This window comes from Collinsella sp. CLA-ER-H7 (assembly GCF_040092345.1).
Taxonomy (GTDB): Bacteria; Actinomycetota; Coriobacteriia; order Coriobacteriales; family Coriobacteriaceae; genus Collinsella.
Genome location: NZ_JBBNLT010000001.1, coordinates 47448 through 62162, shown reverse-complemented (window position 1 = coordinate 62162; position 14715 = coordinate 47448). Strand labels below are relative to the sequence as shown.

The 14715-nt window shown below is 64.2% G+C and carries 12 protein-coding genes; all 12 read left to right on the top strand.

Translation table 11 applies throughout. The features are described 5' to 3' along the window. Positions 1 to 4 precede the first annotated feature (4 nt). Entirely contained in the window at positions 5 to 1462 is a 1458-nt protein-coding gene (locus AAAX75_RS00255) for a hydrogenase 4 subunit D (protein ID WP_055309579.1), read from the top strand. 10 nt (positions 1463 to 1472) lie between these two features. After that, complete coding sequence (hyfE, locus tag AAAX75_RS00250) at positions 1473 to 2126, top strand: hydrogenase 4 membrane subunit (RefSeq protein WP_035138044.1); 654 nt, start codon at positions 1473 to 1475, stop codon at positions 2124 to 2126. Positions 2127 to 2129: 3 nt separating this feature from the next. Further along, positions 2130 to 3695, top strand: a complete 1566-nt coding sequence (locus AAAX75_RS00245) for a hydrogenase 4 subunit F (RefSeq protein WP_035138046.1) — start codon at positions 2130 to 2132, stop codon at positions 3693 to 3695. Between the two features lie 4 nt (positions 3696 to 3699). Next, entirely contained in the window at positions 3700 to 5472 is a 1773-nt protein-coding gene (locus tag AAAX75_RS00240) for a hydrogenase large subunit (RefSeq protein ID WP_118206179.1), read from the top strand. Position 5473: 1 nt separating this feature from the next. Then, a complete protein-coding gene (locus tag AAAX75_RS00235) occupies positions 5474 to 6190 on the top strand; it encodes a formate hydrogenlyase complex iron-sulfur subunit (protein WP_349090741.1) in 717 nt (238 codons plus the stop codon). A gap of 2 nt (positions 6191 to 6192) precedes the next feature. Next, positions 6193 to 6975, top strand: coding sequence for an NADH-quinone oxidoreductase subunit B family protein (locus tag AAAX75_RS00230; protein ID WP_215693723.1), 783 nt, complete (start codon positions 6193 to 6195; stop codon positions 6973 to 6975). Further along, positions 6976 to 7557 carry a formate hydrogenlyase maturation HycH family protein gene (locus AAAX75_RS00225; RefSeq protein WP_055286175.1) on the top strand — a complete coding sequence of 194 codons (582 nt, stop codon included), beginning with the start codon at positions 6976 to 6978 and terminating at the stop codon, positions 7555 to 7557. After that, positions 7557 to 8060 carry a hydrogenase maturation peptidase HycI gene (gene hycI, locus AAAX75_RS00220; RefSeq protein ID WP_215693726.1) on the top strand — a complete coding sequence of 168 codons (504 nt, stop codon included), beginning with the start codon at positions 7557 to 7559 and terminating at the stop codon, positions 8058 to 8060. Before AAAX75_RS00225 ends, hycI begins: the two co-directional genes overlap by 1 nt. Positions 8061 to 8099: 39 nt before the next feature. After that, positions 8100 to 8939 (top strand): formate/nitrite transporter family protein, encoded by an 840-nt coding sequence (locus tag AAAX75_RS00215; protein ID WP_349090740.1) that lies wholly within the window; start codon positions 8100 to 8102, stop codon positions 8937 to 8939. A 160-nt stretch (positions 8940 to 9099) separates the two neighbouring features. After that, on the top strand, positions 9100 to 11217 hold the full coding sequence (locus tag AAAX75_RS00210; RefSeq protein WP_349090739.1) for a molybdopterin-dependent oxidoreductase: 2118 nt from the start codon (positions 9100 to 9102) through the stop codon (positions 11215 to 11217). Between the two features lie 52 nt (positions 11218 to 11269). Beyond that, positions 11270 to 12727, top strand: coding sequence for an L-seryl-tRNA(Sec) selenium transferase (gene selA / locus AAAX75_RS00205; RefSeq protein ID WP_349090738.1), 1458 nt, complete (start codon positions 11270 to 11272; stop codon positions 12725 to 12727). Next, complete coding sequence (gene selB, locus AAAX75_RS00200) at positions 12724 to 14691, top strand: selenocysteine-specific translation elongation factor (RefSeq protein WP_349090737.1); 1968 nt, start codon at positions 12724 to 12726, stop codon at positions 14689 to 14691. The genes selA and selB overlap by 4 nt, the downstream gene beginning before the upstream one ends. The last annotated feature ends 24 nt before the right edge of the window (positions 14692 to 14715 follow it).

Here is a 14715-nt window from a genome sequence, read left to right as displayed (position 1 = left end):
AACTATGTCAATCGAATCGAGCTTGTCCCTCTTTGCCATGGTGGCGATCGCCGTCCCCATGCTGGGCTCCCTGCTCATCGTCATGCTGCCGCGTCCCTACGCTAAATGGATCTGCGCCTTTGCCGGCGGCATCGCCACGGTCGCTTCCGTTGGCTTGGCCGCGACGTTTGCCGGAAACGGCATGAACGCGGTCGATGTAACCTGGGCGAGTATGGGCCAGACCTTGGTCATGGGCTTCATATTCGACCGGATGAGCACGCTGCTCGCACCCGCGTTCGTCGCTATCGGCCTGCTCGTCGTCATCTATTCGTTCCCGTACATGAGCGATAAGAACAAGGAGCATCCCGACGCGCCCCGTCGCCGCTTCTACGTGTACTTCTCCACGTTCATCGGCGCCATGGCCGGTCTCGCCTACAGCTCCACCATCGTCGGCCAGCTCGTTTTCTTCGAGATCACCGGCGTGTGCTCCTGGGGCCTCATCAGCTACTACATGACGCCCACGGCCAAGAAGGCCGGTATGAAGGCGCTCATCATCACCCATATCGGCGCTCTGGGACTCTACATCGGCGCGGCCTTCCTGTTCGCCGGAACCGGCACGTTCGCGCTGAGCGCGATCTCCCAGCTCGATTCCGGTATGAAGACCGTCGTGCTGCTGCTCATCCTGTTCGCCGCTTGGGCCAAGTCCGCCCAGTTCCCGCTCTACATGTGGCTGCCCTCCGCAATGGAGGCCCCCACGCCCGTTTCCGCCTACCTCCATGGCGCGTCCATGGTGAAGGTCGGCGTGTGCGTGTTCGCCCGCGCTCTTGCGAGTGCCGGCGATATCCCCGAGATCGTCGGTTGGGTCGCCATCATCGACGCCGTCGTGACCATGCTCTTCGGCTTCCTCATGTACCTGCCCCAGAAGGATATGAAGCGCCTGCTCGCCTTCTCGACGATCGCGCAGCTCGCCTACGTGTTCTTTGGCCTGGGCCTCTCCGTGTTCGGAAGCCAGATGGCGTTCAACGGCGCCGTCGAGCACATCTTCAACCACGCGTTCACCAAGACCCTGTTCTTCCTCATCGCCGGCTCCCTCAGCTTCACGCTGGGAACCCGTATGTTGCCCAAGATCCAGGGCCTCATGAAGAAGTACCCGGTCACGGGCGTGGGCTTCGCGGTCGCCGCGACCGCTATCGCCGGCGTGCCCCCCATGAGCACGTTCTTCTCCAAGTTCCAGATTATTTCCGGTGGCTTCGCGGTTGGTGCTTCCAACACGGTCATCTTCGTCCTCGTGTGCGTCATGGTCGTCGAGACCGTCGCCACCTTCGCATGGTTCCTGCGTTGGATGGGTAAGGTCCTGCCCGGTGAGCCGAGCGAGACCGTGGCCGCCGGCCAGCCCCTTCCGCGCGCCATGGCGTTCGTGTTCGTCGTCCTCATGATCATGGTCGTCGTCGCCGGTCCTCTGTCCTCTAGTTGGATGGGTTAGGAGGTAGGACATGGGTTATTCGTTAGTCAATATCCTGGGCGGTCTTCTGATCGTGACCTCCACCATGGTGGTCGTCTCGAAGACCATCCCGTCCGCCATTAAGTGGTACGCGATCCAGTCGGTTGTCCTGGTGGGCGTGCTGCTCACCCTGGGCCTCACCACCGGTGCCACCGAGCTTCTCATGTGGGCTGCGTCGGCCTTCGTCACCAAGGTGATCCTCGTTCCGTTCATTCTCAACCGTGCCTACAAAAAGATGGGTTCGCCTGCCGATAGCACGCTGACCTCCTCCATCAAGCCGGCCTGGACCATCATCCTCACCGGTCTGGAGGTGGCCATCTGCTTCGCGGTGGTCACGCGCCTGAGCCTGCCCACCGCTGAGGTGGCTACTCCGGCCCTCGCCATCAGCTTCGCGCACTTCTTCGTCGGCCTCACGTGCATCATCTCCCAGCGCAACATCCTCAAGCAAATCTTCGGGTACTGCCTTATGGAGAACGGTAGCCACGTGACGCTCGCCCTGCTCGCGCCCACGGCCCCCGAGATCATCGAGATCGGCATCGCCACCGACGCCATTTTCGCCGTCATCATCATGTCCGCCGTCGTCGTGAGGATCTGGAACGACACCAAGTCGCTCGACTCCCACGACCTGACCGAATTGAAGGGGTAGGCCATGGATGTTTCAATGCTGACGGTCGCCCTGCTCGCTTGTCCCCTCGTGTTCTCCCTGATTATGGCTGCGCTCCCCAAGACGACGTCCTACAGCGTCTTTGCGGGGCTCAACACCATCTCCGTCGCGGCGACCCTCGTCCTTTCGGTCGTCACCGCGGGAACCATGCTCTCGAGCGGGCAGAATATCGACGCTTTGGGCCTGTGGCTCCATCTCGATTCGCTCTCGTCGATCTTCGTCCTTCTGGTAGGCATCATCGGGTTCATCACCGGCGTGTACTCCATCTCCTATATCAAGATCGATATCGAGGAGAAGACCATGCCGGCCGAGCGCACCAAGCAGTACTACGCGCTGTTTAGCCTGTTCGTTTTCACGATGCTGCTCGCTTGCCTGTCCAACAACATCATCCTCACCTGGGCGGCGGTCGAGGCCACCACGTTGTCGACCGTGTTCCTCGTGGGCATCTACAAGAACAAGCAGGCGCTCGAGGCGTCTTGGAAGTACGCGATGGTCTGCACCGCCGGCGTGGCCTTCGGCCTGTTCGGCACGCTGCTCATCTACGCGAACGCCGCCGATATCATGCCCAACGCGCATGAGGCAGCCTTCCTCACCTCCATCATGCCCTACGCCGACCAGTTCGACCCGATGCTCGTGCGCCTCGCGTTCGCGTTCATCGTCATCGGCTTCGGCACCAAGGCGGGCCTGTTCCCCATGCACACTTGGCTGCCCGACGCGCACTCCCAGGCTCCGAGCCCGGTCTCCGCGCTGCTCTCGGGCGTGCTGCTCAAGTGCGCCATGCTGGTGATCATCCGCTTCTACTCCCTGTCCATCATCACGGTGGGCGACACCTATCCGCGTACGCTCCTGCTCATCCTGGGCACGCTGTCCATCCTGGTGGCCGCCCTGTGCATCTTTAAGCAGGACGATATCAAGCGCCGCTTCGCGTACTCCTCCGTCGACAACGTCGGCGTGGTCGCGCTGTGCCTGGGTATCGGTGGTCCGCTCGGTATCGCCGCCTGCCTGCTGCACTGCATCTTCCACGGTTTCACGAAGGCGCTCGCCTTCTGCATGGCCGGTAACATCCAGCACATCTACCACACCCGCGACCTGAACAAGATCAAGGGCGTCGTCGAGATCGCTCCCGTCACGGCAGCGCTCACCATCATCGCCCTGCTCGCGCTCGCCGCCTTCCCGCCGTTCGCCCTGTTCATCTCCGAGTTCCTCACCTTCGTGGCCGGCGTCCAGTCCGGTCCCATCTGGGTGGTCGTGCTCGTGGCCATTGGCCTCACCGGCGTGTACTTTGCCCTTACCGGCATCGCGCTCAAGTCCATCTTCGGCAAGGCGCCCGAGGGCATGAAGCGCCACGAGGTGCCCGCCCTCATGATCATCCCCGAGATCGCCCTCGCGATCGTGGTCATGTGGTTCGGTATCGCCACCCCGGTCGCCATCACGAGCGGCGTCGAGGATGCAACGTCCGTCGTTTTGAACCAGAGCGTCGAAGAGCTCCACGAGGCTCCTCTCTACCGCATGGTGTTCAGTTCCCAGACCAAGACAAGCGAGGTGAATTAGCACCATGGCAGAACCTGAAAAGAAGGACTACGCTCGTCGTTGCGAAAGCCACGTCGAGGCCCTGCGCGCCGCAGTGCCGGGCGCTATCGAGAAGGTTGAGTGGCAGTGCGAGGACCAGCTGACGATCACCGTCAAGCTGGACCGTCTGCCCGAGGCCGTCCACTACCTGTACTACGAGCGCTACGGCTGGATTCCCGTGATTGTCGGCAACGACGAGCGCTCCCTGTGCGGCCGTTACGCCGTGTACTACGTCATCTCCATGGAGGGGGAGGACCCCGGCTGGGTTACCGTGCGTGCCGAGGTCGACCCCGCCAAGATGACGTTCCCGTCCGTGACGCCGTTCGTCCCCGCCTGCGTGTGGGGCGAGCGCGAGCTGCGCGATATGTTCGGCCTGATTCCCGAGGGTCTGCCCGACCGCCGTCGCCTGGTGCTTCCCGACGATTGGCCCAGCGGGCTGTACCCGTTGCGCAAGGATTCGATGGATTACCGTTTCCGCCCCGCCCCCGCGAGCGACATGGAAAACTACGAATTCTTGGCCGACACCAAGGGCAAGGAGACCACGCTCGTCCCCATGGGACCGTTGCACATCACCTCCGACGAGCCCGGCCACTTCCGCCTGTTCGTTGAGGGCGAGACGATCGTCGATGCCGACTACCGTCTGTTCTACGTGCACCGCGGCATGGAGAAGGTCGCCGAGACGCGCCTGAACTATGACGCCGTGACGTTCCTCGCCGACCGCATCTGCGGCATCTGCGGCTGCGCCCACTCGGTGGCCTATGCCGAGGCCGTCGAGCGCGCCCAGGGCATTCATGTCCCGCCGCGCGCCCAGTACATCCGCGCCATCATGCTCGAGGTCGAGCGTCTGCACTCACACCTGCTCAATATTGGCCTCGCATCGCACTACACCGGCTTCGACTCCGGCTTCCAGCAGTTCTTCCGCGTCCGCGAGAAGTCCATGGACCTGGCCGAGAAGCTCTCCGGTCACCGCAAGACCTACGGCCTCAACGTGATCGGCGGCGTGCGTCGCGACATTTTGGCCGAGCAGAAGCTCTCCACGCTCACGACCATCCACCAGCTGCGCTCCGAGGTTCAGGAGCTCGTCGACGTCTTGCTCTCCACGCCCAACTTTATTGAGCGTACGAGTGGCATCGGCATCTTGGACCGCAAGATCGCACGCGACTTCTCGCCGGTCGGCCCGCTCATGCGTGGCTCGGGCTATGCCCGCGACGTGCGCTTCGACCATCCCTTCGACGGCTATGCCGATCCGGACGTTCAAAAGATGCACGCCGCCACGGCTGACACCTGCGATGCCTTCGGCCGTACCGCCGTTCGCATCCAGGAGGTCTACGATTCGATCGATATGATCGAGACCATGCTCGAGAACTGCCCGTCGGGCCCCATCCTCACCACGGATTGGGAGTACACCCCGCACAAGTACGCCATCGGTGCCACCGAGGCGCCGCGCGGCGAGGACGTGCACTGGGCCATGCTCGGCAATAACCAGAAGTGCTACCGCTGGCGCGCCAAGGCCGCCACGTACAGTAACTGGCCGGTCCTGCGCTACATGTTCCGCGGCAACACCGTGGGCGATGCGGCGCTGATCGTTGGCTCGCTCGACCCGTGCTATTCCTGCACCGACCGCGTGACGGTGACCGATGTCGCCGCCAAGCGCGACCACGTGCTCGACAAGGAGCAGTTCGAGAACGTCTGGCGCGACAAGTCGCCGCTCGCGGGCGAGGGCACCATGGCCGCTCCGCTCGATGAGGAGGCGCTCTAATATGCTGAAGCTTTGGAAGGTTAACGCCAAGGCCGGCGACGCGACGGTCAAGTACCCGTTTGCGCCGTTCCCCACCAACAAGGACATGCGCGGCAAGCCCGAGCACAATGCCGAGCTCTGCATCGCCTGCGGTGCCTGCGGCGTGGCGTGCCCGGCCGATGCCATTCGCATGGACACCGACCTTGCGGCCGATACCATTACCTGGTCAATCGACTACGGCCGCTGCATCTTTTGCGGCCGCTGCGAGGAAGCCTGCCCCATGGAGGCCATCAAGCTCACCGAGGAGTTTGAGCTGGCCGTCATGAGCAAGGACGACCTCACCAGCAAGAGCGTCTATGCGCTCGAGCACTGCTCGCGTTGCGGCAAGCCGTTTGCCCCGCACAGGGAGATCGACTATGCCAAACGCCTGCTGCAAAAGGCCGGCGGCATGGAGGCCGAGCAGGCCGCCCGCACCGTCGGTATGTGCCAGGAGTGCAAGCGCGAGCTCGACGCCCTGCGCGCCGCATCGGCCGTAAAGACCGGCAACGCACACGGCATGGCTGCCAACGAGACGCTTGCGTCCGGCGAGCCCCAGGGCCCCGGCATGGAGTATCTGGGCGGCCACGGCGTGAACCCGGAGTATATCGACCGCGAGCTTAACCCCGATGCGCCCGAGATTCCCGCCGGTCCGGCGCCGGTCGAGGGCATCATCATGGATTTTGAAACGAAGGAGGAGTAACCATGGCCGAACCCACGCTTTTGCCCGAGCGGCTTCAGTACCGCCCGACCAAGATCGAGCTCGACGAGAGCATCGAGAAGGCCAAGGCGACCCTTCTTAAGAAGATCAAGCGCTCGGTGTACGTCTACCGTGTCGACTGCGGCGGCTGCAACGGCTGCGAGATCGAGATCTTCGGTTCCATCACGCCCGTCTTTGACGTCGAGCGCTTTGGCATCAAGGTCGTGCCCTCGCCCCGTCACGCCGATGTGCTGCTGTACACCGGCGCCGTGACGCGTGCCATGCGCATGCCGGCCCTGCGCGCGTTTGAGGCCGCACCCGATCCCAAGATCGTGGTGTCCTATGGCGCGTGCGGCTGCACCGGCGGCATCTTCTACGACAACTACTGCGTCTGGGGCGGCACGGATAAGATTCTGCCGGTCGATGTCTACATCCCCGGCTGCCCGCCCAGCCCCGCGCAGACCGTCTACGGCTTTGCCATGGCACTTGGCCTGCTGGACCAAAAGCTCCATGCCGAGACTACGGTGGAGGCTGCCGGCGAGCAGGCCGATATCCTGCACCCCGGCGTGCCGTACAAGTTGCGCGTTGCCATCGAGCGCGAGGCTCGCGCCATGAGCGGCTACCGTTACGGCCGCGACCTGGCCAACGAGTTTATGGATACGCTCGAGGACGCGCCCAAGGGTGATATCCGAGGTGCCATGGCGCTGCTCATCGACAAGCAGGACGATCCGCGCCGCGTTGAGGTCTACTCGGCGCTGCAGGATCTGGTGCTGGCCGGAGGTCACTAGATGGAGCTCACGGACCGCTCTGGTTACTTTGCGGGCCCCGGTATGCTCGGCGGCTCCTTTGGCGATGCCTCGCGCGCAAGCGACGAGGCCGCCGAGGGCGTCGCCGACCCCTGCCTGGGCCATGCGCCCGACCAGGTGGTCTTCTATGAGCTCACGCGTAAGTTTGTGGAGACCGAGGAAGACGTTCCCCAGGAGGCCTGCGACGTGCTGTACTACACGCTCGCCGTGGGCCACCACACCGGCGTGCTCGATTGCTTTGAGCCGCGCCTGTCGGTGCCGGTGGATGTCTTCTATTCGCTCGTCGACGCGCTGCCGGAGGGGGAGGCCAAGACCAAGTTCGAGGCCATCCGCTCCTTTGGCGAGTGCCAGCTTGACAAGGCGGCGGTGCCGTCGCTGCTCGAGGCCTGCGACACGCTGCTCGACGAGCGCGGTTTTCGCGGCTCGGCCAAGGCCGGCATCTCGGTGTTCGACGACGACTTTGGCCTGCATGCACAGCAGGTCGCGTTTCTGATGAAGTTCCGCGATCTGGTTGAGCGCGTGCGCGATGTGTCGGGCGTGTATCTGACGGGAAGGTTGCAGTAATGGGTCGCGTTGTGGATGGTCGTGTGAACGGCGCCCCATTTGCGGGTATCGTGCTCACGGCGGGAAGCGTGCTGCGCGCCGACGATGCCGCCGGCCCCGTGCTCTCCAAAAAGATGGAGGACACGCCTATCGCCGGTTGGTACACCATCGACGGCGGTCAGACGCCCGAGGATGACATCATCGAGGTCAAGCGCGAGCGTCCGCCGCGTTTGGTTTTGGTCGATGCCGCCGACATGGCGCTGCCCGTCGGCGCCATCCGCTTGCTCGATAAGACCGACGTCGCGCGCAAATCGATGTTCACCACGCATTCGCTTCCTTTGTCGATTCTGATCGAAGAGATTGAGCAATCGTGTGATGATATCGTCTTCGTCGGGATTCAGCCGGGCGACACGGAGTTCTACAACCCCATGTCCCCGGAAGTCTTTGAGGCCGTCGACGCCGTGTACGACGCCGTGGCCGCCAACGACTTTTCCCACTTTGTCCGCTTGGGGCAAGAGCAATAGGAGCGCTTGTTCCTGCTGATTAGGAAAGAAGTGATTGACATGGCAGATTCCAAGGTGGAGTACCCCTCTCCCGATTGCCTGGCGCCCGCCGCGATCGAGGCCAAGACCGAGGCCGCCGGCGTGACCAAGGCTAACCTGCCGGTCGCTAAGGCCTTTCTGTTGGCAATGTTCGCCGGCGCGTTTATCGCCTTCGGCGGCCTGTTCTTTACCGTGTTCTTGAGCGACAGCACGCTGGGCTGGGGCGCTCAGCGCGTCGTGGGCGGTCTGTGCTTTTGCCTGGGCCTGGTGCTCGTGCTGGTGTGCGGCGCCGAGCTGTTTACCGGCAATTCGCTTATGGTCTGCGCACTCAAGAGCAAAAAGATCACCCTGGTTCAGATGCTTAAGGCCTGGGTCGTCGTGTGGGTCGGCAATTTTGTCGGTGCCCTGTTCATCGTCTTTTTGGTGTACATGGCCGGCATCTATAAGCTTAACGGCGAGGCGGTCGCCAACTCCATGGTGAGCGTCGCCGCCGGCAAGGTGACGATCGACTGGGTGACGATCTTCTTCCGCGGCATCCTGTGCAACATCTTTGTGTGCCTGGCCGTGTGGATCGGTACCGCCGGTAAGACCGTGGTCGATAAGGTTGTGGGCATTCTGCTGCCCATCGCCGCCTTTGTGGCCTGCGGTTTTGAGCACTGCGTCGCCAACATGTACTTTTTGCCTATGGGTGCCGTGATGCACGCGTGCGGCTATGGTGCCGACGTCGCCGGCGCCGATGCGCTCAACGCTGCGGGCATTGCGTTTAACTTGTCCGCCGCCACGCTGGGCAACATCGTGGGCGGCGCGGTTCTGATCGCGCTCGGCTACTGGTTTGTCTACGCCAAGAAGTCCGAGGCGTAATAAGCTGGAATGACGTACGGGCCTCCCGAGGGGCGTTTGCCTTTTGGGAGGCTCTTCGTGTCTTGCTGCGGTAGATGCAGCGGGCTTTGCGTCGCGGCAGCTGGTGGCAGGGCTGTGGTGCGGCGGGGCATGAACCCCTGAGCTGGAAGGAATAATCGAGATGGCATCGAGAGCTATGCATGACGGTCGCTCCGTGGTGACGACATGCGGGGGATGCTATGCCGATTGCGCCTTTGCGGCACGCGTTGAGGACGGTCGCGTGGTGGCCAAGTTGCCGGTGCCGGGACATCCGTGCGCGGCGCGTGCCCTGTGCGCCCGCGGGCGCCATCGCCTGGCAATGCCGTTTGACGAGCGCGACCGGATTTTGCACCCCATGCGACGCCGCCGGGATGGCTCGGGGTTCGATGCGATTACCTGGGACGAGGCGTTTGCTCAGATTGCCGAGCGTCTTTTGGGAATTGTTGACGAGCGCGGGCCCCGTGCGCTGGGCATGACACTTGGTGTGCCCTCGTTCGACCGCTACTGGGCCTATCGCTTTATGCATGCGCTGGGCTCGCCCAACGTGTACGGTGCCGATGGCGCCTGCGAGGTAAGCAGACTTACCGGTTGGGAGCACAGCCTGGGCTATAGCCCCGCCTCCGACCTTGCGCATACCGACTGCATCATGTACCTGGGGCGTTCCATTGTCGATTCGTCGACGATGGGGGCCGTTGACGCGCTCAACGATGCGCGCCGGCGCGGGGCGAAGATCATCGTGGTTGACCCCCGGCGCAGCGGCTCGGCCGCGCTTGCCGACCGCTGGCTGCGCGTACGTCCTGGATGCGATCTGGCGTTGCTGCTGGGTATCGCACATGTGCTGATATCCGAGGACCTGTACGATCACGAGTTCGTGGACCGCTACGCCACAGGCTTTTACGAGCTGGCGCAGGCGGCCAGTGCTTGGACGCCCGAGTGGGCCGAGTCGATGTGCGACGTGCCGGCCGCAGAGATTGTCGCCACGGCGCGCGATCTCGCTGCCGCCGCGCCTGCCGCCGTGGTGGATGCGGGCTTTCATGGCGGCATCGGAATTGCGTATGCCAATAGCACCCAGACCGCGCGCGCTATTTGCTTGGTCGACGTGCTGCTGGGCTGCATCGGACACGCGGGCGGTGCGCTCAACCCGCCCACGCCGCTTGTGTTGGGCGACCTCGATCCCACGCGCTTTGCGACGCCGCCGGTGCCGCGTGGGCCCAAGCTGGGGTCCGAGCGCTATCCACTGGTCGATCCGGTGCGCGGCCTGTGCACGACCATCGGTCAGTCGATTCTTGCCGGCGATTTGCGTGGGCTCATCGTCTATGCCAGTAACCCCGGTGCGGGCTATGGCAATGCACAGGCTTGGTTGAGTATTTTGCAGCAGCTCGACTTGCTCGTGACGATTGATATTCGCTGGTCCGAGACGGCGCGTGCTTCTGATTTCGTGCTGCCCGACGTGACGTATCTGGAGGCTGACCGCGGCGTGGGAACGCTGGCGGGCGCCAACGATGCGCGCGTGTTCTACCGCAACGCCGTGCTGCCTGTGCAGCATGATGACACACGTCCCGGTCGGGAGATTTTTGCCGGTCTGGCGCAGGCGTGTGGCGTGGGCGAGTACTTCGACTTTACGTCCGACGATCTGGCCGCTGCTCAGGTGGCTCCGTTTGGGATTGATTTGGACGAGCTCAAGGAGCGCGGCTGGGCCGACACGGGCGTTGCGCAGCCGTCGCGTACGGGCGAGCCGGTGATTCCCTTGAACGGCGGCAGGATCGCGCTGGCAAGCGACGTATGGGAACGAGCCGGTCTGGGTCGCGTGCCCAACTGGATCGCGCCCATGGTGGAGCCTGGCCCGGGGATGTTTCGCCTCATTAGCGGCAACCGTCCCTTTGAGTCGCATACCTCGCGCAGGCTCGCGGCGGCAGGTGCCGCCGAAGCGGGTTCCGACTTGGACGCCGTGCAGATGAATGCCGATGCCGCCGCTCGCATGGGTATCGCCGATGGCGAGGTCGTCGAGCTTGTGAGCGACATGGGCCGCGATCGCGTGCGCGTGGAGACGACGCCCTATCTGCATCCGGCGTGCATCTTCACCTCGGCCGCCCCCGGTGGGCGTTCGTTTGGCGCCGATGCCGGTGGCGCTCAAGCCCTGGGCGTGGGCCCGCTCGACCATACACCGTTGCGTTGGGACCCGTTGACGGGCGCCGCGCTCACCCAGGAAAACGCCGTTCGCGTGGAAAAGATCGCCGCGCACGGGGATAATGACGAGTAATTGACTCAGCTGATGTATTTGACTAATCCACGTTTCTTTTGAAAGGCCGCACATGAGCGATAGCCAGAACATGTCCGATGAGGTGCGCGCTCGTCTGCGTGCCATTCCTTCCGTCAACGAGCTGCTTGCCGAGTGGCCGGTGGTGAAGGCGGCGGGGGAGACCTGCGACGCGGTGGTGCATGCCGCCGTCACGGCCGAGCTCGACGAGGAGCGAGCCGCCATTCGCGCCGGCGCCGCCCCGCGCTCTAAGCGCGACCTGGCTTCGGCCATCGAGTGGCGTGCGCACCGCTCCGCGCTGCCGAGCCTGCGCCCTGCCGTCAACGCTACGGGCGTGGTCATCCATACCAACTTGGGCCGCGCCCCGCTCGCGGAGTCGGCGGCAAAGGCCGTGGCCGAGGTCGCGCGCGGGTACAGCACGCTCGAGTACAGCGTGGACACCTGCTCGCGCGGGTCGCGCAAGGAACATGCCGCGCAGCTGATCCGCTCGCTTACCGGTGCCGAGGACGCGCTGGTCGTTAACAACAACGCCGCCGCTGTGCTGCTGGTGCTGGCGACCCATGCCGCAGGCAAAGAGGTCATCGTCAGCCGCGGCGAGCTTGTCGAGATTGGCGGCAGCTTCCGCATCCCCGATGTCATGGCGGCTTCGGGCGCCAAACTCGTCGAGGTCGGCGCCACCAACCGCACGCATTTGGGCGACTACGAGCGCGCCATCACGCCCGATACGGCGATGATCCTCAAGGTCCATCCTTCCAACTATCGCATCGAGGGCTTTCACGAGGAGGTGGGCTCTCGGGAGCTTGCTGCTCTGGCCCACAAACACGGCCTGCTGTTCTACGAGGACCAGGGGTCGGGTGCGCTGTTGCCCGACGACATCTTGGTGCGCGGCGGCGAAGAAACCACGCCGGCTTCGGTTTCGGCAGGGCTCGATATCGTGTCGTGCTCGGGTGATAAGCTGCTGGGTGCCGCGCAGGCGGGCATTATCATGGGCCGTCGCGACCTGGTCCAGGCCTGCGGGTCGCATCCGCTTATGCGTGCCCTGCGCCCGGGCAAGCTCGCACTGGCGGCGCTCGAGGCTACACTGCGCATCTACATGGACGGTGCCGACGTGGCCCATCGTGATATTCCGGTGCTCAGCATGCTTACGATGCCACAGGCCCATTTGGAACGACGTGCCCGCAAGCTGCGCGATCGTATGGTCGCCGGCCTCGATAAGGTTGGTTGCCCGTGCGCTGTTCAGGTGGAGATCGTCGAGGAATCGTCGACCCCCGGTGGCGGCTCGCTGCCTACCGTGGAGCTGCCCACGATGTGCGTTGCCGTGCGTCTTGTTGACGAGCGCCTGTCCGTCGACGCGCTCAAGCGCTCGCTCGTCCAAGATTTCGACACGCCGGTCGTCACGCGCACCTCGCACGACCGCATTCTGTTTGATGTGCGCACGCTCGTGGGCGACCGCGATATCGAGACGGCGGCGTCGACGCTTGCCGCATGCGTTAAGAAGGCGATTGCTCGATGAGTGAGGTTCAAGCGCTGGTGGAGTGTCCCGTTATCGTTGGCACGGCGGGCCACGTCGACCACGGTAAGTCGGCGCTGATCGAGGCGCTGACCGGCAAGAATCCCGATCGCCTTGAGGTCGAGCGTCGCCGCGGCATGACCGTGGAGCTGGGCTTTGGCGAGCTGGCGTTGCCGAGTGGCAAGATCGTTGGCCTGGTCGACGTGCCGGGCCACGCGCATTACTTGCGGGCCATGGTGCAGGGCGCCACGGGCATCGACGTTGCCGTGCTGGTGGTCTCTGCCGTGGAGGGCGTGATGCCGCAGACGCGCGAGCACGTGCATGTGCTGGAGTTGCTGGGTGTAACGCATATGGTGGTCGCGCTGACCATGTGCGACCTGGCCGATGCCGAGATGACCGAGCTTGCCGAGCTCGATGTCGATGACTTTTTGTCGGGTACCGTGTTTGCAGGCGCGCCGATTGTGCCCGTGTCGTCTAAGACGGGCGAGGGGATCGACGGGCTGCTTGCGGTGCTCGACGAGCAGGTAAGTGCCTGCTGGGATGCCTGCCGCGACCGTGTCGAGCGGAGTGATGCCGCGCCGCGCCTGCCGATTGACCGCTGCTTTACGATCAAGGGCGCCGGTACCGTGGTGACGGGAACGTTGCACGATGCGCCGGTTGCGGTGGGCGACGAGCTGATGGCTTTGCCGTCGCGTACGGTCTGTCGTGTGCGCGGGATTCAGGTGCATGGCGATACGCCGCGCGCGCTGCCTGGGCAACGCGTGGCGCTCAACCTGGTTGGTGACGGTGTCGCGGCACTTGACCGCGGCGAGATGCTGGGCGTGGCAGACCGTTTTGGTCAGACGTTACGCTTTATGATGACGTTCACCTACCTGGGTCGCGAGGGCGTCAAGCCGCGCGTGCTCGAGTCGGGCGCGCGTGTGCACGTGATGGCGGGTACGGCCGAGGCCGTCGGCCGCATCATGCTTTTGGAGGGCGAGGCCCCCATGGCGGTGGGCGAGACCCGTACCGTGCAGGTGCGCTTGGAGGAGCCACTGCCGCTGCGAGCCGGAGACCATGCTGTGGTGCTGTCGTATTCGCCCGTTATGCTTATTGGCGGCGGGCGTGTGCTGCTTTCGCGTTGCCGTCGTTCGCGCGAGCTTGCCGAAGGAGAGCGTGCGCTGTATGTGGCGCTTGAGGCCGGCGATACCGCCGCTGGTGTTGAGGCGTGGCTGGCGCTGCAGACGTTGCCGGTTGCGGCCGTTGATGTTGCTAGGGGTTTGGATCTTGGTATCGGCGAGGTCGATACCGCGCTGCGCGGGCTGGTGGCGCAGGGCGCTGCTTGCGCGCTTGCTGGCTCGGATGGCTCGCTGTATGCAGATGCTTCCGTGCTCGACGCCGCTATGGATGCGCTGGCGGCGACCCTGTCAGCCATGCACGCGGCGGCTCCCAAGGAGACGGGCTTTACGCCTGGCGCCGTTGCCCATGCTGCGTGGCCTGCCGCTGATGAAGGCGTTGCCTCGGCTCTGTTTGCCGAGGGCTGCTCCCGTGGCGTGTGCGCCGCCGAGGGCGCCGAGGTATTCGATCCGCATTCGGCCGCCGCGGCGGCACGCGTGGTGCGAGAGGCTTGCGAGCGCATCGTCGCGCTGCTTGACGAGGCTGGCCTGGACGCACCGGCGCTTCCCGAGGTGGGCGAACAGCTGCAGCTCGGCCGCGACACCATGACGCGTGCCCTGCGCGAGCTTTCGCTCAACCGCTCGATCGTTAAGGTCGAGCGCGACGTTGCCCTGTCCGCTGCCGCCGAGGCCCATGCGCGCGAGCTTGTTGCCGCTGCCATTGAGACAGCCGGCGGCGCTGCCACCACGAGCGTGCTTCGCGAGGCCCTGGGCGTGTCGCGCAAACGCGCCATCAGCATCTTGGAGCACCTGGATGCCGTGCGCTTTACGGTGCTCGACAAGGATGCCGGCGGCCTGAGGTCCCTGCGCTAGATTGGCTGCTCGGTTTGGTAAAAT

Coding starts and splice junctions, on each gene's coding strand:
- hycI (WP_215693726.1), top strand. CDS start 7,557: ATGGGTCGCGTTGTGGATGGTCGTGTGAACGGCGCCCCATTTGCGGGT.
- selA (WP_349090738.1), top strand. CDS start 11,270: ATGAGCGATAGCCAGAACATGTCCGATGAGGTGCGCGCTCGTCTGCGT.
- AAAX75_RS00255 (WP_055309579.1), top strand. CDS start 5: ATGTCAATCGAATCGAGCTTGTCCCTCTTTGCCATGGTGGCGATCGCC.
- AAAX75_RS00235 (WP_349090741.1), top strand. CDS start 5,474: ATGCTGAAGCTTTGGAAGGTTAACGCCAAGGCCGGCGACGCGACGGTC.
- AAAX75_RS00230 (WP_215693723.1), top strand. CDS start 6,193: ATGGCCGAACCCACGCTTTTGCCCGAGCGGCTTCAGTACCGCCCGACC.
- AAAX75_RS00225 (WP_055286175.1), top strand. CDS start 6,976: ATGGAGCTCACGGACCGCTCTGGTTACTTTGCGGGCCCCGGTATGCTC.
- selB (WP_349090737.1), top strand. CDS start 12,724: ATGAGTGAGGTTCAAGCGCTGGTGGAGTGTCCCGTTATCGTTGGCACG.
- hyfE (WP_035138044.1), top strand. CDS start 1,473: ATGGGTTATTCGTTAGTCAATATCCTGGGCGGTCTTCTGATCGTGACC.
- AAAX75_RS00240 (WP_118206179.1), top strand. CDS start 3,700: ATGGCAGAACCTGAAAAGAAGGACTACGCTCGTCGTTGCGAAAGCCAC.
- AAAX75_RS00210 (WP_349090739.1), top strand. CDS start 9,100: ATGGCATCGAGAGCTATGCATGACGGTCGCTCCGTGGTGACGACATGC.
- AAAX75_RS00215 (WP_349090740.1), top strand. CDS start 8,100: ATGGCAGATTCCAAGGTGGAGTACCCCTCTCCCGATTGCCTGGCGCCC.
- AAAX75_RS00245 (WP_035138046.1), top strand. CDS start 2,130: ATGGATGTTTCAATGCTGACGGTCGCCCTGCTCGCTTGTCCCCTCGTG.